The 21,214-nt window shown below is 56.9% G+C and carries 19 protein-coding genes; 10 read left to right on the top strand and 9 right to left on the bottom strand.

Going from position 1 to position 21,214, the window contains the following annotated elements; translation table 11 throughout:
- Positions 1-272: 272 nt before the first annotated feature.
- The 3 genes from ACL2XO_RS20195 to ACL2XO_RS20185 form a co-directional block, all read right to left on the bottom strand.
- Complete coding sequence (locus ACL2XO_RS20195) at positions 273-434, bottom strand: hypothetical protein (RefSeq protein WP_165934259.1); 162 nt, start codon at positions 432-434, stop codon at positions 273-275.
- Between the two features lie 470 nt (positions 435-904).
- The gene (locus tag ACL2XO_RS20190) at positions 905-1,687 is read right to left on the bottom strand and encodes an ABC transporter substrate-binding protein (protein ID WP_413741364.1); all 783 of its coding nucleotides are present in this window, start codon (positions 1,685-1,687) and stop codon (positions 905-907) included.
- Positions 1,688-1,754: 67 nt separating this feature from the next.
- A complete protein-coding gene (locus ACL2XO_RS20185; RefSeq protein ID WP_413725202.1) occupies positions 1,755-2,918 on the bottom strand; it encodes a methionine aminotransferase in 1,164 nt (387 codons plus the stop codon).
- Positions 2,919-3,131: 213 nt separating this feature from the next.
- Between ACL2XO_RS20185 and ACL2XO_RS20180 the strand changes: the two genes are divergently transcribed.
- The 9 genes from ACL2XO_RS20180 (at position 3,132) to ureG (ending at position 10,527) form a co-directional block, all read left to right on the top strand.
- Entirely contained in the window at positions 3,132-4,073 is a 942-nt protein-coding gene (locus ACL2XO_RS20180) for a LysR substrate-binding domain-containing protein (RefSeq protein WP_413741363.1), read from the top strand.
- A gap of 72 nt (positions 4,074-4,145) precedes the next feature.
- Positions 4,146-5,102, top strand: a complete 957-nt coding sequence (locus ACL2XO_RS20175) for an aldo/keto reductase (RefSeq protein ID WP_413725200.1) — start codon at positions 4,146-4,148, stop codon at positions 5,100-5,102.
- 175 nt (positions 5,103-5,277) lie between these two features.
- On the top strand, positions 5,278-6,102 hold the full coding sequence (locus ACL2XO_RS20170) for an urease accessory protein UreD (RefSeq protein WP_413741362.1): 825 nt from the start codon (positions 5,278-5,280) through the stop codon (positions 6,100-6,102).
- Between the two features lie 201 nt (positions 6,103-6,303).
- Positions 6,304-6,606 (top strand): urease subunit gamma, encoded by a 303-nt coding sequence (locus ACL2XO_RS20165; RefSeq protein WP_132926938.1) that lies wholly within the window; start codon positions 6,304-6,306, stop codon positions 6,604-6,606.
- A gap of 13 nt (positions 6,607-6,619) precedes the next feature.
- Positions 6,620-6,937 (top strand): urease subunit beta, encoded by a 318-nt coding sequence (locus tag ACL2XO_RS20160; protein ID WP_132926940.1) that lies wholly within the window; start codon positions 6,620-6,622, stop codon positions 6,935-6,937.
- Entirely contained in the window at positions 6,934-8,637 is a 1,704-nt protein-coding gene (gene ureC, locus ACL2XO_RS20155; protein ID WP_132926941.1) for an urease subunit alpha, read from the top strand. The genes ACL2XO_RS20160 and ureC overlap by 4 nt, the downstream gene beginning before the upstream one ends.
- A gap of 89 nt (positions 8,638-8,726) precedes the next feature.
- Positions 8,727-9,176: an urease accessory protein UreE gene (gene ureE / locus ACL2XO_RS20150; RefSeq protein ID WP_413725197.1), complete on the top strand. Its 450-nt coding sequence runs from the start codon at positions 8,727-8,729 to the stop codon at positions 9,174-9,176.
- A 1-nt stretch (position 9,177) separates the two neighbouring features.
- Positions 9,178-9,852 (top strand): urease accessory protein UreF, encoded by a 675-nt coding sequence (locus ACL2XO_RS20145; RefSeq protein WP_413743095.1) that lies wholly within the window; start codon positions 9,178-9,180, stop codon positions 9,850-9,852.
- A 45-nt stretch (positions 9,853-9,897) separates the two neighbouring features.
- Positions 9,898-10,527, top strand: a complete 630-nt coding sequence (gene ureG, locus ACL2XO_RS20140; protein ID WP_132926945.1) for an urease accessory protein UreG — start codon at positions 9,898-9,900, stop codon at positions 10,525-10,527.
- A gap of 17 nt (positions 10,528-10,544) precedes the next feature.
- Here ureG and yegD read toward each other — a convergent pair whose 3' ends face one another.
- The 3 genes from yegD to ACL2XO_RS20125 all read right to left on the bottom strand — a co-directional run bounded on the left by yegD (position 10,545) and on the right by ACL2XO_RS20125 (position 16,972).
- Positions 10,545-11,903: a molecular chaperone gene (gene yegD / locus ACL2XO_RS20135; RefSeq protein WP_413741361.1), complete on the bottom strand. Its 1,359-nt coding sequence runs from the start codon at positions 11,901-11,903 to the stop codon at positions 10,545-10,547.
- A 160-nt stretch (positions 11,904-12,063) separates the two neighbouring features.
- Positions 12,064-15,420 (bottom strand): diguanylate cyclase, encoded by a 3,357-nt coding sequence (locus ACL2XO_RS20130; RefSeq protein ID WP_413741360.1) that lies wholly within the window; start codon positions 15,418-15,420, stop codon positions 12,064-12,066.
- Between the two features lie 64 nt (positions 15,421-15,484).
- On the bottom strand, positions 15,485-16,972 hold the full coding sequence (locus ACL2XO_RS20125; RefSeq protein ID WP_413743094.1) for a magnesium transporter: 1,488 nt from the start codon (positions 16,970-16,972) through the stop codon (positions 15,485-15,487).
- On the opposite strand from ACL2XO_RS20125, the gene ACL2XO_RS20120 reads away from it, so the two are divergent.
- Positions 16,971-17,141, top strand: a complete 171-nt coding sequence (locus ACL2XO_RS20120) for a T3SS effector OspC family protein (RefSeq protein ID WP_413726986.1) — start codon at positions 16,971-16,973, stop codon at positions 17,139-17,141. The two genes, ACL2XO_RS20125 and ACL2XO_RS20120, sit on opposite strands and share 2 nt — an antisense overlap.
- 174 nt (positions 17,142-17,315) lie before the next feature.
- Here ACL2XO_RS20120 and ACL2XO_RS20115 read toward each other — a convergent pair whose 3' ends face one another.
- The 3 genes from ACL2XO_RS20115 to ppk1 are packed head-to-tail and all read right to left on the bottom strand — an operon-like array spanning position 17,316 to position 21,127.
- The gene (locus ACL2XO_RS20115; RefSeq protein WP_132926953.1) at positions 17,316-17,507 is read right to left on the bottom strand and encodes a YfgG family protein; all 192 of its coding nucleotides are present in this window, start codon (positions 17,505-17,507) and stop codon (positions 17,316-17,318) included.
- Positions 17,508-17,524: 17 nt separating this feature from the next.
- Positions 17,525-19,054, bottom strand: coding sequence for an exopolyphosphatase (gene ppx, locus ACL2XO_RS20110; RefSeq protein ID WP_413725195.1), 1,530 nt, complete (start codon positions 19,052-19,054; stop codon positions 17,525-17,527).
- Between the two features lie 3 nt (positions 19,055-19,057).
- A complete protein-coding gene (gene ppk1, locus ACL2XO_RS20105; RefSeq protein WP_413725194.1) occupies positions 19,058-21,127 on the bottom strand; it encodes a polyphosphate kinase 1 in 2,070 nt (689 codons plus the stop codon).
- Positions 21,128-21,214 lie beyond the last annotated feature (87 nt).

The raw sequence follows: 21,214 nt of genomic DNA, 5'->3' as shown, positions 1-21,214 counted from the left end.
CTTTACCTTCACGTCATGCGAGCAGGGCACAAGGATCGCATGTCCCTGCGAAAAGGGAAATTCCTATAGTTATTTTAGTCAGAAATGGGCCGGTAAATATGGAGGAAGTATGGAGGTACCGTCAGGGTAGGCCGTGAATCTGTCAGCGGCGCGCCGAAAGCGCTGACAAAAGCGTTTATTACCGGAACGGCGCGATGGTTTTAGCCGAACCGGTAGTGATGTTTTGGCAGACGACGCTGCGTTCAGTATAATGACATTGCCGTCGCCCGTGGCTATGCGCTGATGCTTTCACTCTTTTGTTTGAGTAAATCATCAAATAATCTCTCGATTTTTTTCATTTGCTGTAAAAATTCAGTTGGGGACAGAACATGCTGTTTACTGCTCATATAGGCTAAAGCCAGCTCTTTTGCCTGATAACGAGAGAATGTATACATATACCAGTCCTTATTAATATTTGTCAGAATGTTCAGTTAGTTATAAATGAACTCGATTATATATGCCAACATTGACCATTTACGGTTAACTGCCGAACCACATTCACCCATCCTGAAACGCCTTTTCCTATAAGGCAGGATTGACGGTGTATTCCCTCTCGCTCTGGGACCAATGTAGGAGTAACAGCATTTTTTTACCAACTGGTTATACAAATAGAATCGATTGCTGAAATATTGCGATAAGGGCCCGGAAAACCGGTTGGCCTGCCGCGCTTCATTGACGGCGGGCTATTTCGCAGGGTATGGGATTAACGGTTTTCAAATGAAGGTCGATTTTCTTGGAAAATGAATAATATTAGTGTGTCTCTTTAAAATTTATTTATTTTCAGTCAATTCGATTTCCATGGCGGTAGCGTCCCCATTCCTCTGGCAAGGGTTGGCAATGGGGACCAAGCGATAGTGATGGAATATTATTGCGGCGCCGAAACGTCGATATCGCCGAAATATTTATGCGCCAGGATTTTAATCGTACCCTGTGCTTTTACCTTGGCGATAGCCGCGTTCAACTGCCGTTTCAAGGCATCATCGCCTTTACGGACACCAAAAGCGATACCGCTGCCAAGAATGCTATCGTCGCTCACCGCATCGCCGACAAAAGCGAAACCTTTGCCCTGCGGCTGGGCCAGGAAACCGGACTGGCCGGCCGGCGCCAGTACCAGCGTGCTATCCAGGCGGCCGGAAGCCAGATCCATATAGACCTGGTTTTGATCCTGGTAGGACACCACATGGACGCCCTGGCTTGCCCAATGGGCATTGGCATAGGATTCCTGAATGGAGCCCTGCAGGACGCCGACGTTTTTGCCTTTCAGCGCCTCGGGGGTGGCGGTTAATCCGCTGTCGGCGCGGGCAATGAGCTTTGTCGGCACGCGATATATCACATCGGTGAAATCGATGGCCTGCCTGCGTTTCTCCGTGACGTTCATCGCCGAATTGATGGCATCGAATTTGCGGCCCTGCAGCGCCGGGATCAGGCCGTCAAATGAGGTATCCAGCCATTGGCACTTTGCTTTGGCGGCCTGGCAGACGGCATTGCCTAAATCGATATCGAAACCTTGCAGTTCGCCGGTGGGGGATTTCGATTCAAAGGGGGGATAAAGCGCTTCGAGGCCAAAACGGATCGTTCCTTCGGCGGCCAGCGCCGGCAAAACGGCCAATCCACAGGTAATGAGCACTAAGGCGGAAAATTTATTCATTTTAAGTCCTGTTAAAGGTCAATGGTCAAAGGTAAATACGATGCTTCTGGATAAAGATCGCGATTCCTCAGACGGTGCCCCAGGCGCACAGCCGGCGCGCGCCTTCGAGCAATGTCTCGTCGTCCTTGGCAAAGCTGAGCCTTATCATGCCGGTCTCGGTGCCGTCACTGTAAAACGCCGACAAGGGTATGGAAGAGACTTTCGCGTCCCGTATCAATCCCACGGCCATGTCATTATCACTCATAGAGGAAAAATGGCGAAAGCGCGCCAATAGGAAAAAACTCCCTGCGCTTGGCATCACATGGAAAGGCGAGGACGCCAGCGCCTGCGTCAGCAGGTCGCGTTTGTGCTGGTAAAATGCCGGCAGGCGCAAATAGCTGTCGGGGTTTTCCAGCGCCGTGGCGAAGGCGTATTGCATCGGCGTGTCGGCGGCGAATACCATGAACTGATGCACTTTGCGGATCTCCCACATGAGCTCCGCCGGCGCCAGACAGTAACCCACCCGCCAGCCGGTGACGCCGTAGGTTTTGCCGAAGGACGACACCACCACGCTGCGCGCGGCGAGAGCCGGGTAGGCGGCCATGCTCCGGTGGGGCTGGCCGTCGAATACCATATGCTCGTACACTTCATCGGAGAGAATCAGGATATCCGTATTCTCGGTCAAGGCGGTGAGCCGACGGATATCCTCTTCGCTAAAAGCCATGCCGGTGGGATTGTGGGGACTGTTGACAATGATCATCCGGGTGCGGGACGTAACGGCCGCGGACACCGCGTCCCAATCGATACGCAGGTCGTCAAGGGAGATTTTCACCGGCACCGGCACCGCCCCCTGCAGGCGGGTGATGGGCGCGTAGCTGTCGAAGGCCGGCTCGAAATAGATGACTTCATCCCCCGGATGGACCAGGGCGCTTATGGCGCTGTATAGCCCCTGGCTGGCGCTGGCGATAATGGTGACCTCCCGTGCGGGGTCGTAATGACCGCCGTACAGTCTCGCCACCTTTTCCGCCAAGGCTTCGCGCAGCGCCGGCAGGCCGGTCATCGCCGAATACTGATTATGTCCGGCGCGCATGGCTTCGGCGGTGTAGTCCACCAGTTGGGGATCGCAATCGAAACTCGGCGAGCCCGCGGCGAGATTAACGGCATTATGTTCGGCGCTCAACTGGCCGATGGTGGTAAATATGGTGGTGCCGACGTCAGGCAGCTTAGAGCGGGCGGGAATAACGCTCTGCATGGAATGGTCCCTCTATGGATACCGGCCGGGGGCAAAATACCGGGGGTAAGGTTGTGTAATGGACAATGTTCAACGATTAAGCAACAGATCCCACCGGCGGACAATGGATAATTCATCATGGTTGCCATGTTGCGGGATCATGGCTCCAATGGCAGTATGGCCTTGGACCGGGGTGATCTTTATTGTCATGGAAAAATTATAGCGGGTAGGGTCATGGGCGCACTTCCTTCACTGGATGTATTGAAAACCTTTGTGATTGTGGCGGAACAGCTGAACTTCACCCATGCGGCGCAGCGGCTGCATATTACCCAGGGGGCGGTCAGCCGGCAGATTGCCGGCCTGGAGCGGCATCTGGGGGCCGCGCTGTTTATCCGGCGGGCCCGCGGGCTGGTGTTAACTGCGCGAGGCGCCGCATTATTGGCCCCGCTGCAGCAGGCTATGGCACAAATCGATACCGCCCTGGACGGGTTCAACGCCAAGCCGGATACGCTGCGGGTTAAATGTCCCACCTGCGTCATGCGCTGGCTGCTGCCAAGGGTAATCCAACTGCAGGCCGGGCATCCGGAAATCGACATCGCGCTGACCACCTCCATCACCCACGGCGTGGATTTTCGCCATGAGCATTTTGATGCGGCGGTGCTCTATGGCCGGCCGGCGGATAAACAGCTGTGCGCCATCCATTTGTTCGACGAGGTGCTGACGCCGGTGTGCGTGCCGGAACTCTGGCGGGAAAACGCCGCCATCGCGGACGGACTGGCGGATAAAACCCTGCTGCATCCCACCCGCGACGGACGCGACTGGCTGGCGTGGCTGAAGGCCGCCGGCCGGGACGGCCTGCCGGCGGCCAAGGCGCAGCATTTCGATACCCTTGATTTGGCCATGACCGCGGCCATACAAGGCTATGGCATCGCCATAGGCGATCTGTGCCTGATTGAGTATGAGCTGCAGGCCGGCCGTTTAATCACGCCGTTTTCCCACTGCCTGCGAAGCGGCGCGGCCTATTATCTGGTCTTTCCCGAACAATCCGCGCTATCGCCGGCGTTGCGGCTGCTGACGGAGTGGCTGCAGCAGGAAGCGCGGCACAGCCGGCAGCGCCAGCGGGACATTATGCCGGACGACGAGAATCTCGTTTCCATAGCCGGTAATACTTGGTAAAACAGATTAATACCCGCGGGCGCAATAACGTTTTACACTTCCCATATCAACATGACAGATCAAGGAGAGAGTATGAAAACCAGAACGCTGGGCCGTTCAGGCATTGCCGTTCCCAAACTCTGTTTCGGCGGCAACGTCTTCGGCTGGACCATCGATCAGGCCGCCTCCTTTCGCATCCTCGATGCCTTGGCGGAAAGAGAACTTAATTTCATCGACACCGCGGATGTGTATTCCGCCTGGGTTGACGGCAACCAGGGCGGCGAGTCGGAGACTATCATCGGCAATTGGCTGAAGAAAACCGGCAAGCGCGACGGGATTATCCTCGCCACCAAAGTGGGCAAGCCGATGGGCGCGGGTAAAGAAGGACTGTCGGCCGCCTATATCAAGCAGGCGGTGGAGGCTTCTCTGCACCGGCTGCAAACCGACTATATCGATTTGTACCAGTCCCATTCCGATGACGAATCCGTGCCGTTGGAAGAAACCCTGGGCGCGTTCGACGCGTTAATCAAAGAGGGCAAGGTGCGGGCCATCGGGGCATCCAATTATTCCGGCCCCCGGCTGGCGCAGGCGCTGCGCATCAGCGAACAGAACGGGCTGGCACGCTACGAAACCCTGCAACCGCAATATAACCTCTACGATCGGCAGGAGTATGAGCAGGATCTGGAGCCCGTTGTCACCGCCCACGGCGTCGGCGTCATTAACTACTACGCCCTGGCCAGCGGCTTTCTGTCCGGCAAATACCGCGCCAAAGAGGACGCCGCGAAAAGCAAACGGGGCGAGAAGGTCATCAGCACCTATCTCAATACCCGCGGCCTGCGTATCCTGCATGCCCTGGATGCGGTGAGCGAGCGCTACCGGGCCACGCCTACCCAGGTGGCACTGGCCTGGCAGATACAGCGGCCCGGCATCACCGCGCCCATTGTCAGCGCCACCTCCCTCGAACAGCTGGAGGAAGTGGCGAATGCCTTGACCCTGACCCTGCGTGACGATGACTATGCGTTACTGGAGCAGGCCAGCGCCTGGCGGTAATCCCTTTCCCAGTGAGTACGGTATCTCGAGCCCCGACCGTTTGCCGGGGACATGATTAACCCTCTTTTTGCGATGACTTCTTTGAGACCTTTTCTTTGAGACAAGAGTTGAGGCGAGAGTCGAGGCGAGACTTAAGGACAAAATGCACCCTGGCGCAGCAAATGATGAAATGCCGGTGAATCGGACAGCTGATGACGAGGCGGCCGGCTGGCTTGGCCGGTTGGATCTGACCTTTGCTCGCCGCGGCCGGCGTACGGCGATGATCCGGTGCGCCCATAGCGGCCCCTTCACCGTACAGCGCGCGTTTTACCCGGAAGAGGACCATCCCCATGTCTATCTCCTGCATCCGCCGGGCGGAGTGGTGGGGGGCGACCGGCTTGAGCTGTCGGTGCGTCTGGAACAACGCAGCCATGCCGTGATGACCATGCCGGGGTCGACCAAATTTTACCGCAGCGCCGGAGCCGAGGCACGGCTGACGCAAAAATTCTCCCTTGAAGAGGACAGCGTGCTGGAATGGCTGCCGCAGGGGAATATTCTATTTCCTGCCGCCAATGTTGCGATAAACAGTGAATTTACCCTGCAAGCCGGCGCGCGTCTGCTGGGATTCGAGACCTTTTGCCTGGGGCGCCCGGTGATGGGGGAAAGTTTTCATCGCGGCCGATGCCACAGCGTGCTGCGTATCCGCCTCCCCGGGTCGGCGGGGCTTTATGAACGGCTGGGCATCGAGGGGGGCAAACTGGATAAATTGGCCGGTTATCCCCTGATCGGCACCTTTTTCGCCGCGCCCGCCAGCGGTGAGATGCTGGATAACGTCCGCGTTTTATTATCCCGCTCAGCGCTGCCGGCAGCGGGCGCCACGCTGGTGGACCAGCTGTTGATGGTGCGGCTGCTGGATAATGACAATCAGCGCTTGCAGGAGATTCTGCACGGAATATGGGCCCTGCTAAGGCCGCTAATGCTGGACCGGCAGGCGGTGCCGCCGCGCATCTGGTCCACCTGAATGCGTGACATGCCCCCGGATGGTGCAAATCGTCGCCGCTGCGCCGCCATGGTGCGGCGGCTGACCTGGAACCGTGCCTGGCGGGATGATAACCGCCCGTTATCGCTGGCGTGATATTTGCAATGCTATGGTTTTGGCCAGGGTTCTGGTGCGACAGGTTTTTTCTCATAAAAAACAATTGGGCGACTTTAGGAGCAAGATATGGAGCTGTCCCCGAGAGAGAAAGATAAATTGCTGCTGTTTACCGCGGCGCTGCTGGCGGAGCGCCGCCGCGCCCGCGGCTTGAAACTCAACTATCCGGAAGCGGTGGCCCTTATAAGCGCGGCTATCCTGGAAGGGGCCCGCGATGGTTTGACGGTGGCCGAGCTGATGAGCGCCGGCCGTGAAGTCTTGACCCGTGACGATGTGATGGAAGGGGTGCCGGAAATGATCCCCGATGTGCAGGTTGAGGCCACCTTTCCGGACGGAACCAAACTGGTGACCGTTCACGACCCCATTATCTGACAGGATATTTATCATGATTCCAGGTGAAATGCGTATCGCCTCCGGTGACATCGACCTGAATGCCGGCCGGCCGCGAATCTCGGTAACGGTGGCCAATCACGGCGATCGGCCGGTGCAGGTGGGTTCCCATTACCATTTTTTTGAAGTCAATCCGGCGCTGCATTTCCATCGCGGGCCGACTCGGGGTTTCCGGCTGGACATCGCCGCCGGTACCGCGGTGCGCTTCGAACCGGGCCAGTCCCGGGACGTTGAACTGGTGGCCTATGACGGCCGGCGCGAAGTATACGGTTTTCGCGGCGAGATAATGGGCAAGCTGGAGCCATCCTCATGAGCAAAATCTCACGGCGCGCTTATGCCGAAATGTTCGGTCCGACCCAGGGCGACAGGGTGCGGCTGGCGGATACCGAACTGTGGATTGAAGTGGAAAAAGATTTCACCGTTTACGGCGAAGAGGTGAAGTTCGGCGGCGGCAAGGTGATTCGCGACGGCATGGGACAAGGCCAGATGACCTCGGCGTTTTGCGCCGATCTGGTGCTGACCAACGCGCTTATCATCGATCACTGGGGCATCGTCAAGGCGGATATCGGCGTTAAAGACGGCCGTATTATGGCTATCGGCAAAGCCGGCAATCCCGATATACAGCCGGGAGTGACCATTGCCATCGGTCCGGGTACCGAAGTGGTGGCGGCGGAAGGCAAAATCGTCACCGCCGGCGGCATCGACAGCCATATACATTTTATTTGTCCGCAGCAGGTGGAAGAAGCCATTTGCTCCGGCGTGACCACCATGATCGGCGGCGGCACCGGGCCGGCGGCCGGCACCAATGCCACCACCTGTACGCCGGGGCCATGGTATCTGGCGCGTATGCTGCAGGCGGCGGACGCTTTGCCGGTGAACATCGGGTTTACCGGCAAGGGCAACGCTTCCCGGCCGGAAGCCCTGGCGGAGCAGGTGGAAGCCGGCGCCATCGGCCTGAAGCTGCATGAGGACTGGGGATCAACGCCGGCGGCCATCAACTGCTGCCTCGGGGTAGCGGATGAATACGACGTCCAGGTGGCTATCCATACCGATACCCTGAATGAAGCGGGGTTTGTGGAAGATACCCTGGCGGCCATCGGCGATCGCACCATTCATACCTACCATACCGAAGGGGCGGGGGGCGGACATGCGCCCGACATCATCCGGGTGTGCGGCTACGGCAATATCCTGCCGTCCTCCACCAACCCCACCATGCCCTATACCGTCAATACCATCGACGAGCATCTGGATATGCTGATGGTCTGCCATCATCTGGACGCCGGCATCGCTGAAGACGTGGCCTTTGCCGAATCGCGCATCCGCCGGGAAACCATTGCCGCGGAAGATATCCTGCACGACCTGGGCGCCTTTTCCATGCTGTCGTCTGATTCCCAGGCCATGGGCCGGGTAGGGGAGGTTATCCTGCGCACCTGGCAGGCGGCACACAAGATGAAGGTGCAGCGCGGCCCGCTGGCGCCGGATACCGAGCGTAACGACAATTTCCGGGTGAAACGCTATATCGCCAAGTACACCATCAACCCGGCCATTACCCATGGCATCTCCCATGAGGTGGGGTCAATCGAACCGGGGAAACTGGCGGATCTGGTGCTGTGGTCGCCGGCGTTTTTCGGCGTTAAGCCCGCTTTGATCATCAAAGGCGGCATGATTGCCATGGCGCCGATGGGGGATGCCAACGCCTCCATCCCCACGCCGCAACCGGTGCATTACCGGCCGATGTTCGGCACGCTGGGCAATGCCCGCCACGCCACCCGCATGACCTTTTTATCCCAGGCGGCCTGCGGCAACGGACTGGCCGGTCGCCTGGGGCTGGCCAGCCTGATAGGGGAAGTGCGGGCATGCCGGCAAGTCAGGAAAGCCGATATGATCCATAATCATTGGCAGCCGACCATCGATGTGGATGCGCAAACCTATCAGGTGCGCGCCGACGGACAGCTGCTGGTGTGTGAGCCGGCGAGCGTTTTGCCCATGGCGCAACGGTACTTTTTGTTCTGATGCGTTTTTTCGAGTGCGGCGATTGCCTGTGCAAACCGTGTTGATTCGATCTTTTTATACCCGACTTTTAACAGAGCCAGAGAACCCGGATGATAGTGTTAACAAAACGTCTCGATCATGCCCATGACACCACCGCTACCCTGACCATCGATTTGGATACCCGGTTGAAAAGCCGGGCGCAGGTTATGCTCGATGACGGCCGCGAGGCCGGTTTGATGCTGCCGCGGGGGCAGATCCTGCGCGGCGGCGAGCTGCTGTCCACCGAGGACGGCGCCGAGGTGGTGCGCATTATCGCCGCGGTGGAAACCGTCTCCACCGCCTACGCCGCGAATCCGCTGCTGCTGGCGCGCCTGTGTTATCACCTGGGCAACCGCCATGTGCCGCTGCAAATCGAGCAGGGCTGGGTACGATATCAGCACGATCACGTGCTGGATGACATGGCGCGGGGATTGGGGGCGAAGGTCGGCACTGAACAGGCGCCCTTTGAACCGGAGGCCGGCGCGTACCAAAGCGCGCCGCACGGCCATCATCATCACTGACATGCCTGATCTGGCGCTGCTGCGCCTGCTGCAGTTAATCAGTCCCAGCCTGCCGGTGGGGGGATTTTCCTACTCCCAGGGGCTTGAATACGCGGTGGAGGCGGGCTGGGTCGCCTCGGATACGGATTTTGTCCGCTGGCAGCAGCGGATTATCGAGGATACTCTCGGCGGCGTAGACTGGCCGGTTCTGGTGCGGTTATATCGCGCCTGCGAAAAAGACGATAGCCATGGGTTTGCCTGCTGGAGCGATTTTTTGCTGGCGAACCGGGAAACCGGCGAGCTGCGCAACGAAGAGAAGCAGCGGGGCCAGGCCTTGGCACGGTTAATCGCCGAATGGCCGGACCTGCCTTTCACCCCGCCGTGGCAACCGGCGGTACGCCAATGCCAGTTGGCGGGGTTCGCCTGGCTCGGATGGCAATGGGGCGTTCCGCTACGGGCGTTGGCGCTGGGTTATGGCTACAGCTGGCTGGAAAGCAGCGTGATGGCGGGACTCAAGCTGGTGCCGTTCGGCCAGCAGAAAGCCCAAAGCCTGCTGCGCGTTCTTTCGGCCACCCTGCCCGAGGTGTTTGCCAAGGCCATGACCCTTGAGGACGATGAATTGGGCGGCAGCTTTCCGCTGCAGGCTATTGCATCCTCCTGCCATGAAACCCAGTATTCCCGCTTGTTCCGTTCCTGAAGGAGCAAGACCGCTGATTGTTCGAATAACGTTTAGGAAAAGATGATGCAACAGTACAAACAACCGTTACGTGTAGGTGTGGGCGGTCCGGTGGGATCCGGTAAAACCGCGCTGCTGGAGGCGTTGTGCAAATCCCTGCGCCATCGCTATCAGCTGGCGGTGGTCACCAATGATATCTATACCAAGGAAGACCAGCGCATTCTTACCGAAGCCGGCGCCCTGGAGGCTGAGCGTATCGTCGGCGTGGAAACCGGCGGCTGTCCTCATACCGCCATCCGTGAAGATGCATCGATGAATCTGGCGGCGGTGGACGATCTGGCGAGGAAATTCGGCAATCTGGACATCATTTTTGTGGAAAGCGGCGGCGATAACCTCAGCGCCACCTTCAGCCCTGAGCTGGCGGACCTGACGGTATACGTTATTGATGTCGCCGAAGGGGAAAAAATCCCCCGCAAAGGCGGTCCGGGCATTACCAAATCGGATTTCCTGGTGATAAATAAAATCGATTTGGCCCCTTACGTGGGCGCCTCCCTGGAGGTAATGAAATCAGATACCGACCGGATGCGGCCGCAGCGGCCCTGGGCTTTTACCAACCTGAAAACCGGCGAGGGGCTGGAAACGCTGATAGCCTTTATCCTCAAACAGGGAATGCTCGCCCACAGCCCCTCGCTATAAGCCCATGCGGTACGGAGTTATTCGGCGAACTGCCGCTGCGCCCAGCGCGCCAAACCGGCGGTGACCGAACCGAAATCATCGCCGCCGGTGAGGGGAATGCCCGGCAGGCTGCGTTCCACCGCCGCTCGCAGCAAAGGGGAGCGCGCGCTGCCGCCCGTGAGATAGACCACATCCGGGCGCGGGGCGCCGCTTTGCGCCAGGACCTCGTCCACCTGCTGCTGAATCCGGTTCATGGGCTGGCGGATGGCGTCCTCCAGTTCCGCCTGGCTGATGGGCACCTCTATGCCGCTGCGGATAAAATCCAGCGGGGCGACCGTGCGCGATTCGGAGGAGAGGGCGATTTTGCTCTGTTCGGCGCTGCGCACCAACCGGTAGCTCAATCGCTGCCGATAAACCTGCAGCAGTCCGCTCAAGCGATCGGGGTCGGCGGCCCCCAGCATCAGCTCACGCAAAAAGCGTCCGTTGGCGGTACTGTAAAACTCGCTTTGCGCCGGGATATCATTTATCGCCACCGCTTGCCAAAAGGGCAGCGCCGGCAGCGCCAGTCCCTTGTTGGTCATGCCTCCCATACCGATGCTCGGCGTCAGCTGTTTAAACGCCAGCATGATATCCAGATCGTTACCGCCGACCCGGCAGCCGCTGTGCCCCAGCAGGCTCGCCCGGCGATCACGCTGTTTGAGCCACTCCGGTCCCATCAGTAGCAAGGAGCAGTCGGTGGTGCCCCCGCCGATATCCACCACCAGGACGATTTTTTCCTCCCGCAGGGTGGCTTCGAAGTCAAGACCCGCCGCCACCGGTTCAAACTGGAAAGCGACGTCTGAAAAGCCGGCGCGCGTGGCGGCGCGTTGCAAAATATTCTGCGCCTGCCGGTTGGACTCTTCCCCGCCGGTGCCCTGGAAGTTCACCGGCCGGCCGATCATGGCCTGGGTAATAGGAGCCGATAAAGCCGTTTCCGCCTGCCTTTTGATATGGCACATCATGGCGCAGACCAAATCCTCGAACAGGGCGATTTGCTGCGGCTTGAGACCGTTGGCGCCCAGGAAAGACTTCGGGGATTTCACAAAGTAGACGTCTTCCGGGTCGGCGATATAGTTGGCCAGGGCGCGCTGGCCGAATTGCAGGCTTTGATCCGTGAGGATGATATCGTCCTCGCGATTGGCGTTGATGGCGCGGCGCAACAGCTGCTGGTTCTCGTCGCTGCCGGCGGGCACCTGCCAGAAGCGATACAGGTATTCACTCACCGCATCCCTCGTCGGCGAGCATAACATAGACGCCATATAGGGCGAGGTGTCTTCCAGCCGCAGCAAGCGCGGCTGGGTGCCCTCCATCACCGCCACTGAGCAATTGGCGGTACCGTAATCGAATCCGATAAACATTATCATCTCCCCATGCCAATGAGGCGGCAAACTTTACAATAATGTAGCAAAGCAGGCAATGGATAACGGCCTCGGGCGGTAAATTCTGCTGGGTGGAAAGTGAACAATGTTATCAGGGGGAGCGTTCCCGGCACATTATGGCAACGACTTGAGCGCGGGATCAGCCTATGGCGGCATAGCCGCTATCGAGCACGGCGGTCAAGGGTATGGCGCGGCTTATGCTGTCCCCCTCCGCCATATCGATACCCAGCAGGCACAGCTTCTCCAGTACCGCCGGCAAATGGGCCGGCCCGGCAATGGAGCGGGCGTTGAGGCGATGAATATGCCCATTGATGATGGTCACCATCATCTCGTCCATTTGGCTATTGTGCAGGGAGTGGACAAACCGGTTCGGCAGTTTAATGTAATCAATGGTGCCGGTGGGTAATTTGTTAAAGGCGCTGAAATTATCGCCGAATTGATCAAGCATAAGCTGATTACCCTGCCGGCGCAGCCGTTGCAATGGCGCTTGAATGGCCGGATAGTTTTCCATGAAGGCCGCGCCGCTGACGCTGATGATTAAGGGATTGGCCCCCGGGCTGGTGCCTGAACCCGACCGGGACAGCAGTTTGTCCAACAGCGCTTGGTCCTTCAGACCCGCCAGGGAGAGGGGAATGACCAGGGTCATGCCTTTATGCGCGATGGCGGCGCCGTAAACCTCCATAATTTGATCCACCAGCCAATGATCCAGCAGCAGCGGCAAATCCTGCTGCTGCGCCGACTGATAAAATACATCCTGGGCCAGTGAACGATGCTCCTGCGGCCCCACCGCGACGGAGAGCTGGTAAAAACCGACGGCGAGCGGCGTCGCCGGCGGCGCCACCGGACCGGCCATAATTTCCAGCTCGCCGTTTTTCATCATCGCCACAACCCGGTCGCGGCTGATGGCCGGCGTCTGCATGACCAGTCCGGGATGCTTGAGCTCCGGCTCGAACAGGATGACCTGTCCGCGCCCGCTGTGTTTAGCGGTATAACAGGCGATATCGGCCTGGGTCATCACTTCCTTGGTATGGAAATTCTCTTCCGTTATCACGGTGATGCCCGCGCTGCCGCCGATAGAATATAATTTATCTTCCCAATGGAATGAATAGCTGTTGATGGCATCGATGATGCGCTGGACCTGTTTTTTGGCATCCGCCTGGGTACAGTCGGGCAGAATCAAGCCGAATTCGTCCCCGCCGAGCCTGGCCAGGCAGTCGTACTGCCGGATATTTTTCTGCATCAGCAGGCCCAGCTCCAGTAGCAATGCATCCCCCGCCGCATGTCCGGCCCGGTCGTTGATTTCCTTGAAACGATCCAAATCAATGAATACCAGCGCATGACGCCTTTTTTGGGCAATGGCGGTATGCAGCGCCTGGTCCAGATGCTGTGCGAAATTGGCGCGGTTAGGCAGCCCGGTTAAATCATCATGCAGCGCGTTGTAGCTCAGTTGCTGCATCAAATGACGGGACTCGCTGACATCCTTAATGACCAGCACCGCCCCCAATAGGGAACCGCTGATATTTTTCAGCGGCGTGCAGTTGTGCTGGATATCGAAAAACTGCCCGCCGCGGCTGTGCAGCACCAGGGAGTGTTGCAGGGAAGATCCCTTTTGCCTGGACGCGATCTGTGATTGCAATAAGGTCGGCAGCGCCGGTCCGTCATGGCCCAGGGTAAGCCGTATGATACTGTCGATATGTTTGCCGTGGGCTTCCCTTTGCAGCCAGCCGGTCATTTTTTCCGCCACCGGATTCATGAAATTGATGCACATCTGTTTATCCATCGAAATGACCGCGTCGCCGATGGAGTCCAAGGTAATGTGCAGCCGTTCCTTTTCTTCATGCAGCGCGTCGGTGAGCCTGGCCTCACTGGTAAAATCAAGGCTGATGCCCAGCATACGCACGGCCCGATCGTTTTCATCCGCCAGGACATTGGCGTACAGGCGAATATGGCGCAATTCTTGATCGGGCCCGCGGATACGAAATTCAAAGGAGAAGGGTTTGCGTTCGTCCATGGCTTTATAGAAAACCTGCAGCGCCATATCCCGGTCTTCGTCAATGATACAGGCCAACCAATAGTCATAGGTGGCTTTCTGGCCCGGCGGCAAGGAATAGATCTCCTCCATGCGCTTATCCCAGTTCATATCATCGGAAACAATATTCCATTCCCATATGCCCACGCCGCCGGCCTCGTTCGCCAGCGTAATCCGCTCCATTAAGCGGCGGTTGACAATCTCGCTGTGTTTAACTTCGGTAATATCTTCAATCTGGGAGATAAAATAGAGCGGTACTTCATGCTGATCGCGCACCAGTGAAACCGCCAGCAGTGCCCAGACAATTTCACCGTCGCTGCGGATATAGCGTTTTTCCAGCGTATAGCTCTCAATGACCCCGTTAATCAAGTCATTGAGCTGTTCGAGATCGGTGGTCAAATCGTCCGGGTGGGTAATCTCCTGAAAACTGAGCTGTTCCAACTGCCGGGGACTGTATTTTAAAAAGCGGCACAGGGCTTTATTTACCTGTAACCAGGTTCCCTCCAGGGATACCAATGCCATGCCGATGGCGGAATATTCCATGGCATAGCGAAAGCGGGTTTCGCTTTGCAAAATATTGCTGCGTTCAACCCGAAAGGCATACATGACCATGGCCATGGCGTGGGCGGGAATCAATATTATCAACAAGGGCATTTGCGGTAATAATCCCGGATTGATAATTTGTGGAATATTGAGATGGAGGAAACCCGTTATCAGGGCGAAAAACAGCGTCACGGTGACGATAAGAAACAGGCAGAAGGCTTCAAAACGCGGCAACCGTATGGCGCCGAAGAACAGCGGCAAGGCCGCGAAGGTAAACGGGAAGGGCAGTAATTTTATCGCCAGATAACTCACGGCAAGGGTAAATAACGCCGTTATGAACATTTCAATCCAGGTTTTCTGCTTGAGCATCTGGATTAAGGCCGGCCGCCGGCACAATATTCCCACTGGAGTCAGGGCGAGAATACCCACCCCTTCCGCGGTAAGCCAATGTATAATAAACGGCGCCAGGCGCGCCGGGGGAACGTGAAAAAAAAGCGCGGCGGTTGCGGCGGCGATGGCGGGAACCAATACCACGGCGATGAAGAAAAACTTCAGCCAGGAGACGATGCCGTTTAAAGGGTCCAGCGGATCCAGTGCGTATTTCAACAGCCAGGCGCCGAATACCGCTTCCAGCAGGGTGGCCGCCGTTAACGGCAGGCCGCTGGCCGGGCCGGCGCCGGCCAGGAGATTTGCGGCCGTCAGGGCCAGGGCGCTGGCGAGTATCAGCGCTGCCCAGCGCCGCAACGGCAGCGAGAATAGCGCCGCCAGCAGGATCGCCGTGGTAAACCACAATGGCGAAACGGAAAGGTCCGTGCTGCCCATGGACAAACACCACAGGGTTATTATGAAAACAAGCAGGGCGATTGCCGTAATGATGGGCCAATAATTATTATGGTTAATGGAGAGCTTATTGCTGGCGCCCATAATTATATCCTGAGGATTCTTATATTTAGAATAGCAGTTCACTACTGAAAAGGATGATTATCTCTTATGCTTGGTGCGCTAAAAAAACGGTCGCCAGTCCCAAAAAAATAAAATAACCGCCGGTATCGGTTATTGCAGCGATCATGACGCTGGAGCGTGCCGCCGGATTGCGCCCCAGCCGTGCCATGGCGAGGGGAATCATTACCCCCATCAACGCCGCCAGGATAAAATTAAACAGCATAGCCAGCATTATTACCCCTCCCAGCCCCGCATTACGGTATAAAAACCAAGTGGCCAACCCCATGATGCCGCCCCATAACAAGCCGTTGATGACGGCTGCGCCCAGTTCGCGCAATAGCAGAAAAACGGCGCTGCCCTTTGCCAATTGACGGAGCGCCAGTCCCCGCACAATCATGGTCATGGCCTGGTTGCCCCCCGCGCCGCCGATACCGGCCACAATGGGCATCAGGGCGGCCAATGACACCAAGACCGATAGCGTGCCTTCAAACAGGTCGATGACGCGGGATGTGATAAACGCGGCGGCGAGATTTATCGCCAGCCAGCCCCAGCGGGCGCGCAGCGTGTTGCGTATCGGGGCGTAGATGTCCGCCGCCGGGCCGATACCGCCAAGACGGCGCTGGGTCTCGTCGTTTTCGGCAATAATCACATCAACCATGTGTTCGATACCCAGCCGGCCTACCAGCTTGCCCTTGATATCCACAACCGGGGCGGTGACGAGATCGTAGCGTTCGAAGGCGCCGGCCGCGTCCCTGGCCGCATCATCCGGCAGGAAGGCGGCGGGGTTGGCCTCCATGACCTCGGCTACCTGTTTGCCCGGCGGGTTAAGTAAAATCGCGGTCAATGCCAGTTCTCCCACCAACTGGTTTTTCCGATCCACCACAAACAGTTTATCGCTGTTCTTTGGCAGCGTTCGGCACCGGCGCAAATAGCGTTGCACCACGGCCAGCGTCACATCGGGGCGAACCGTCGCCAGCTCGACATCCATATACCGGCCGACGCTGTCCCGCTCGGCATTCATCATCGCCCGCGCCTGTGCCCGTTGCCGGGGCTCCAGGGCGGTGAGCATCCGGCTGACGATGTCCCGCGGCAAATAATGCGCTAGACAGGCCTGCTCATCCACCTCCAGCGGCCTGACGGCTTTCAGAATATCGCCGGGGTTCATGTCGGCTATCAGGCGGTGGCGGATGACCGGCGAGATTTCCACCAGGATTTTACCGCGTTTGTCATTATCAATCAGACGCCAGAACGCCAACCGTTTGTCCAGCGGCAGGCTTTCCAATATATCCGCCGCATCCGCCGCGCGCAGTTGTCGTTGTATATCGGCAAGTCGGGCGGTTTGATCCAGGAGTCTCTCCGGCGAAACGGTGGATTTGCGGCCGGGCCGGCCCAGGATGCTGTCCACCAGGGGGCGGTTGTCCAGTAATAGCGAGAAGACCTGATGTCTTGCTTTCGCCGGTTGCGAGGCATTATGTTTCACCACGGGCATAACGGCAACATTCCTTATGTTACAGGGTTGACAAGGCACTGAGATATCGAGCATTTTTTTAGAGCGCGGACTGGTTGATGCTAACAAAGGATTCGATAATCCCAACCCGGAAGGCACTATGTTTGATACTGCTATAAAATACTCTATTGAGGAAATGATTCGCTTGTTAAAACAATGGAGGGCTCTAACCGGAGCAGAATTGAAGACAGGCTGAACGCCCAGCCACTTCATATAGAGAATGATAGAATCCTGTCTACAACGGACCAAAGCAAGCGGATAAGATATAATTAAGTGATTTTAAGGCGCTTTAAACGTTGGGGAGGGGCGTGGCAAAACACGAAGTTTTCGCCGCAACAACCCTGGCATACGTTAAATTTCATGCCAGGGCTTAGTCATCCGGCCGGGAATCGTCGTTAACGACTTGCTCCGTCGGCTCCGCGGTCCCATCCTGCTGATGCTGCCAAGCGCCGATGGTGGCATAGATTAAGCGACCGAATAATATAATAAAACTGATAAGCAAAATCCAACGGGTCATCCGAACCGAGGTTCGTCGCCGTTTACGCGGATAAGCCAGTTTCATTAATCCGTCTTTGTCTCTCAGGGTGCTGTGTCCTCTGTAATGTCCAGTTGCCAGCCGGGAACGTCCGACCAGTAGCTCTGCTCACGTTCCAAATCCAGCTGCACCAGGTTGTTCTGGGCAAAAAATCCGGCCGGGAACGTCAAGGTCCAATGATTCTGGTCGGTGGTAAGCCTCAATTGCATGGGCGTGGTGGCCTGACGTTGATTATTGAGCAAAACCGCCAGCCGGAGCAACTGCAGACAGGGCAAAAAATGTTTTTTCCGGAAAAGATTCAGGCGGGGCATTTCCTCAAGCTTAATGGCCTTGCGGTGAAAACGCACCAGGGTGGCCAGCAATAGCTGCTGCTCCTGATTGAATCCCGGCATATTGGTTTGCTGCAGGATATACGCGGAATGACGCTGCATCCCGCTGTGGTTTATGCCCAAACCCACTTCATGCAGCAGGGCCGCCCATTTCAGCAGGGCTTCCAATTGTTCGTTGCGCAAATCTTCGTTTTGGTTGTACCACTGCTGATACAGCTCATCGGTGGTATCGCTGACCCGTTTGGCCTGTTCGCTGTCGATATTATAATGTTCAGCCAGGCTGCGCGCGGTACGGCTGCGGATATCCTGGTGATGGAACCTGCCTTCCATTTCATACAGGACGCCTTCGCGCAAGGCGCAATCGGAGAACTGCAATTCGCTGATGGCCAGCGTATCCACCACGCCGCACAGGATAGCCAGCCCCGGCACGAAAACGCTTTTACGTTCTTCGGACAGACCGGGGAGATTAAGCGCGCTAAAACTTTTGAATTTCATCACTTTGTCATAAAGTAGCTGCAGGCGTTCCGGGGTGATGCCGCCGTCCTTCTCCCCCAGCTCGGCCAAAACCTCGCAGGCGGCCTTGATGGTCCCCGAGGCGCCCAGGGCGACCTGCCACCCCAACAGACGGTATTGCCAGGCCAGGGTTTCCAGTTTTTGCGCCGCCGCCAGCCGGGCGCGGCGGAAATGCACCGGACTGATGACGCCGCCGGGAAAAAACTGGTTGCCGAAGCTGACGCAGCCCATACGGCGGCTTTCCACCAGTATCGGTTCGAAATTTTCGCCAATCACCAGTTCAGTGGAGCCGCCGCCGATGTCGATGACCAGCTTGCGGCCCTTCTCGGATTGGGTGTGTTCCACGCCCATGAAAATCAGCCGCGCTTCTTCATGGCCGGAAATGATTTCAATGGGGTAGGGGATTACTTTTGCCGCCCGGCTGAGAAACTCCTCGGCGTTAATCGCTTCACGCAGGGCGTGGGTGCCGACCATTGTAACCCGCTGCGGCGGGAAACCCTGCAAACGCTCGGCGAACAGCGCCAGACAGTTCAAACCGCGAACGATGGCTTCCTCGTTCAGACGATTGCCGGCATCGAGGCCGTCCGCCAGATGCACGCGCTGTTTCAATCGGCTGAGAATCTGCAGCGCCCCGTTTACCACCCGGGCGACTACCATATGGAAACTGTTCGAACCGAGATCGATGGCCGCGAATTCTTCGGGTTTGGACGAGGTTGAGTTGTTTAGTGGCATACGTCAGGCCTGATCTCCGGATTGTTCCAATCGTTTAATATAATCATAGATGGCAGTCTGCGCACGTACCTTACGCCGATTACCGCGGGGGACATAGCGGTTACTGAGTTCGGCATCAATATATCGTGCTTTCACCGTGTCGCTGAACAGCAATGCCAGGATATCCAGCACCTGTTTTTTCAGCCTGGGATCCAGCAAACCCACCGCCACCTCAATCCGATAATCGATATTGCGGGTCATCCAGTCCGCCGAGGAGAGGTAAACCTTTTTATCGCCGCCGTTTTCAAAGACATAAACCCTATCGTGCTCCAGATACCGGTCAACGACGCTGATGACGCGGATATTCTCACTGATGCCGGGTAAATCGGGAATTAACGAACACATGCTGCGCACCATGATATTGATAGGTACGCCGACGCCGGAAGCGGCATAGAGGCGGTCGATAAGTCCCTGATCAACCAGGTTATTGATTTTTAGCGTAATGCCTGATGCAATGCCGGCCTGGGCATTGGCGATTTCCTGATCCACCATCTGGTACAGCATATGCCGCGAATTCTGCGGCGAGACCAGCAGATAATCGAAGCTCACCGGGCGATAGGGATTTTCAATAAAGTTGAATACCCGGCGGACTTCGTTGGTAATGCGCGGATCGGCGGTAATCAAGGAGTAATCGGTATACAGCCGGGCGGTTTTTTCGTTGAAATTGCCGGTGCCGATATGGGCATAACGCACGATATCGTCGCCTTCATGGCGGCTGATTAAAAACAGCTTGGCATGGATCTTGAGCCCCGGCGCGGAGAAGATAACGTGCACCCCCGCTTCGGTGAGGCGCTTGGCCCAGTGGATATTGGCCTCCTCGTCGAAGCGCGCCTGCAGTTCCACCACCACCGTCACCTTCTTGCCGTTGTGGGCGGCGTGGATCATCGCATCGATAATGCGTGAATCCTTGGCGACGCGGTATATGTTGATTTTGATGGAGATGACGCTGGGATCAAACGAAGACTGGCGCAGCAATTCCAGCACGTGCTCAAAGGTGTGGTAAGGATAATACAGCAGGATATCGCGCTCGCGGATGGCGTCAAAGCCGTTGCGAAAATGCTCGAACCAGTTATGACGCAGGCGGGGCAGGGGCTTATTCACCAGGTTGGCTTTGCCGACATTGGGGAAGGTAATGAAATCCTTGAAATTATGGTAGCGTCCGCCGGGGATGACCGAGTCATAGGATGAAATGCCGAGCTTGTCTTTCAGCATTTCCACCATGTCGTTGGGCATATCCCGCTGATAGACAAAACGCACCGGCTCGGCGGTCAGCCGCTGTTTCAAACTGGAGGACATAAGCTCCAGCAGGCTGGATTCCATTTCCGTCACCAGATCATACTCGGCGTCGCGGGTCATTTTCATCGAGTAGGCGTTGAGGGTGTCATAATCGAAAAAGCCGGTGAAAATATCGTCCAGGCAATAGCGAAGTATATTGTCCAGAAGGATCATCGGCTTGCGACGGCGCGGCGGTTCCGCCGGCAGATTGATAAAGCGGGGCACCTTGTCCGCCGGTATTTCCAGCAGCGCATAGCTGGTTTTCTGTCCGCGGATGATTTCCACCGCCAGGTAGGTGTAATCATCCTTCAGGAATTCCACCAGATTGGTGTCGTGCTGGATTAATATGGGCGTAACGTGCTGGCGGAGCTGATGCTTGAAATGGGAACGCAGCCACTCCTGCTGGTTGGGCGAAAGCTGGCGCTCGTTAATCAAAAAGATCTGGTTGCGGGCCATTTCCAACAGCAGGTCATTATAAAGATTGTCAAATTCCTGCTCGGTATTGAGCACTTTAGACTGAATTTTATTAAGCAGATGGCGGGACGCCAGTTGCGAACCCTGTTCTTCGCTGATCAGAATCCGCCGCTTTAATTCGGCGAACCGGACTTTATAGAATTCATCAAGATTATTGGAGTAAATGCCCAGAAAACGCATGCGTTCGATAAGGGGATTGGTTTTGTCTGCGGCTTCTTGCAGTACCCGCTCGTTGAAAGATAACCAACTCAATTCTTTTTCGCTGTATAGCTTTTCCTGACCCATTGCCGCTCCGTTAATTTGTTCAGGAAGGAAGGTCCTGTGTTGTCATTATTATCGACTCCTAAGGGGTAAAGTCCATAACAACAATTG

Origin of the sequence: Sodalis sp. RH15, assembly GCF_047324255.1 — a bacterium.
In the GTDB taxonomy this organism is placed as follows: Bacteria; Pseudomonadota; Gammaproteobacteria; order Enterobacterales; family Enterobacteriaceae; genus Acerihabitans; species Acerihabitans ligni.
This window is presented reverse-complemented; position numbering and strand designations above follow the sequence as displayed.

Coding starts and splice junctions, on each gene's coding strand:
- ACL2XO_RS20195 (WP_165934259.1), bottom strand. CDS start 434: ATGTATACATTCTCTCGTTATCAGGCAAAAGAGCTGGCTTTAGCCTAT.
- ACL2XO_RS20190 (WP_413741364.1), bottom strand. CDS start 1,687: ATGAATAAATTTTCCGCCTTAGTGCTCATTACCTGTGGATTGGCCGTT.
- ACL2XO_RS20185 (WP_413725202.1), bottom strand. CDS start 2,918: ATGCAGAGCGTTATTCCCGCCCGCTCTAAGCTGCCTGACGTCGGCACC.
- ACL2XO_RS20180 (WP_413741363.1), top strand. CDS start 3,132: ATGGGCGCACTTCCTTCACTGGATGTATTGAAAACCTTTGTGATTGTG.
- ACL2XO_RS20175 (WP_413725200.1), top strand. CDS start 4,146: ATGAAAACCAGAACGCTGGGCCGTTCAGGCATTGCCGTTCCCAAACTC.
- ACL2XO_RS20165 (WP_132926938.1), top strand. CDS start 6,304: ATGGAGCTGTCCCCGAGAGAGAAAGATAAATTGCTGCTGTTTACCGCG.
- ACL2XO_RS20160 (WP_132926940.1), top strand. CDS start 6,620: ATGATTCCAGGTGAAATGCGTATCGCCTCCGGTGACATCGACCTGAAT.
- ureC (WP_132926941.1), top strand. CDS start 6,934: ATGAGCAAAATCTCACGGCGCGCTTATGCCGAAATGTTCGGTCCGACC.
- ureE (WP_413725197.1), top strand. CDS start 8,727: ATGATAGTGTTAACAAAACGTCTCGATCATGCCCATGACACCACCGCT.
- ACL2XO_RS20145 (WP_413743095.1), top strand. CDS start 9,178: ATGCCTGATCTGGCGCTGCTGCGCCTGCTGCAGTTAATCAGTCCCAGC.
- ureG (WP_132926945.1), top strand. CDS start 9,898: ATGCAACAGTACAAACAACCGTTACGTGTAGGTGTGGGCGGTCCGGTG.
- yegD (WP_413741361.1), bottom strand. CDS start 11,903: ATGTTTATCGGATTCGATTACGGTACCGCCAATTGCTCAGTGGCGGTG.
- ACL2XO_RS20130 (WP_413741360.1), bottom strand. CDS start 15,420: ATGGGCGCCAGCAATAAGCTCTCCATTAACCATAATAATTATTGGCCC.
- ACL2XO_RS20115 (WP_132926953.1), bottom strand. CDS start 17,507: ATGAAACTGGCTTATCCGCGTAAACGGCGACGAACCTCGGTTCGGATG.
- ppx (WP_413725195.1), bottom strand. CDS start 19,054: ATGCCACTAAACAACTCAACCTCGTCCAAACCCGAAGAATTCGCGGCC.
- ppk1 (WP_413725194.1), bottom strand. CDS start 21,127: ATGGGTCAGGAAAAGCTATACAGCGAAAAAGAATTGAGTTGGTTATCT.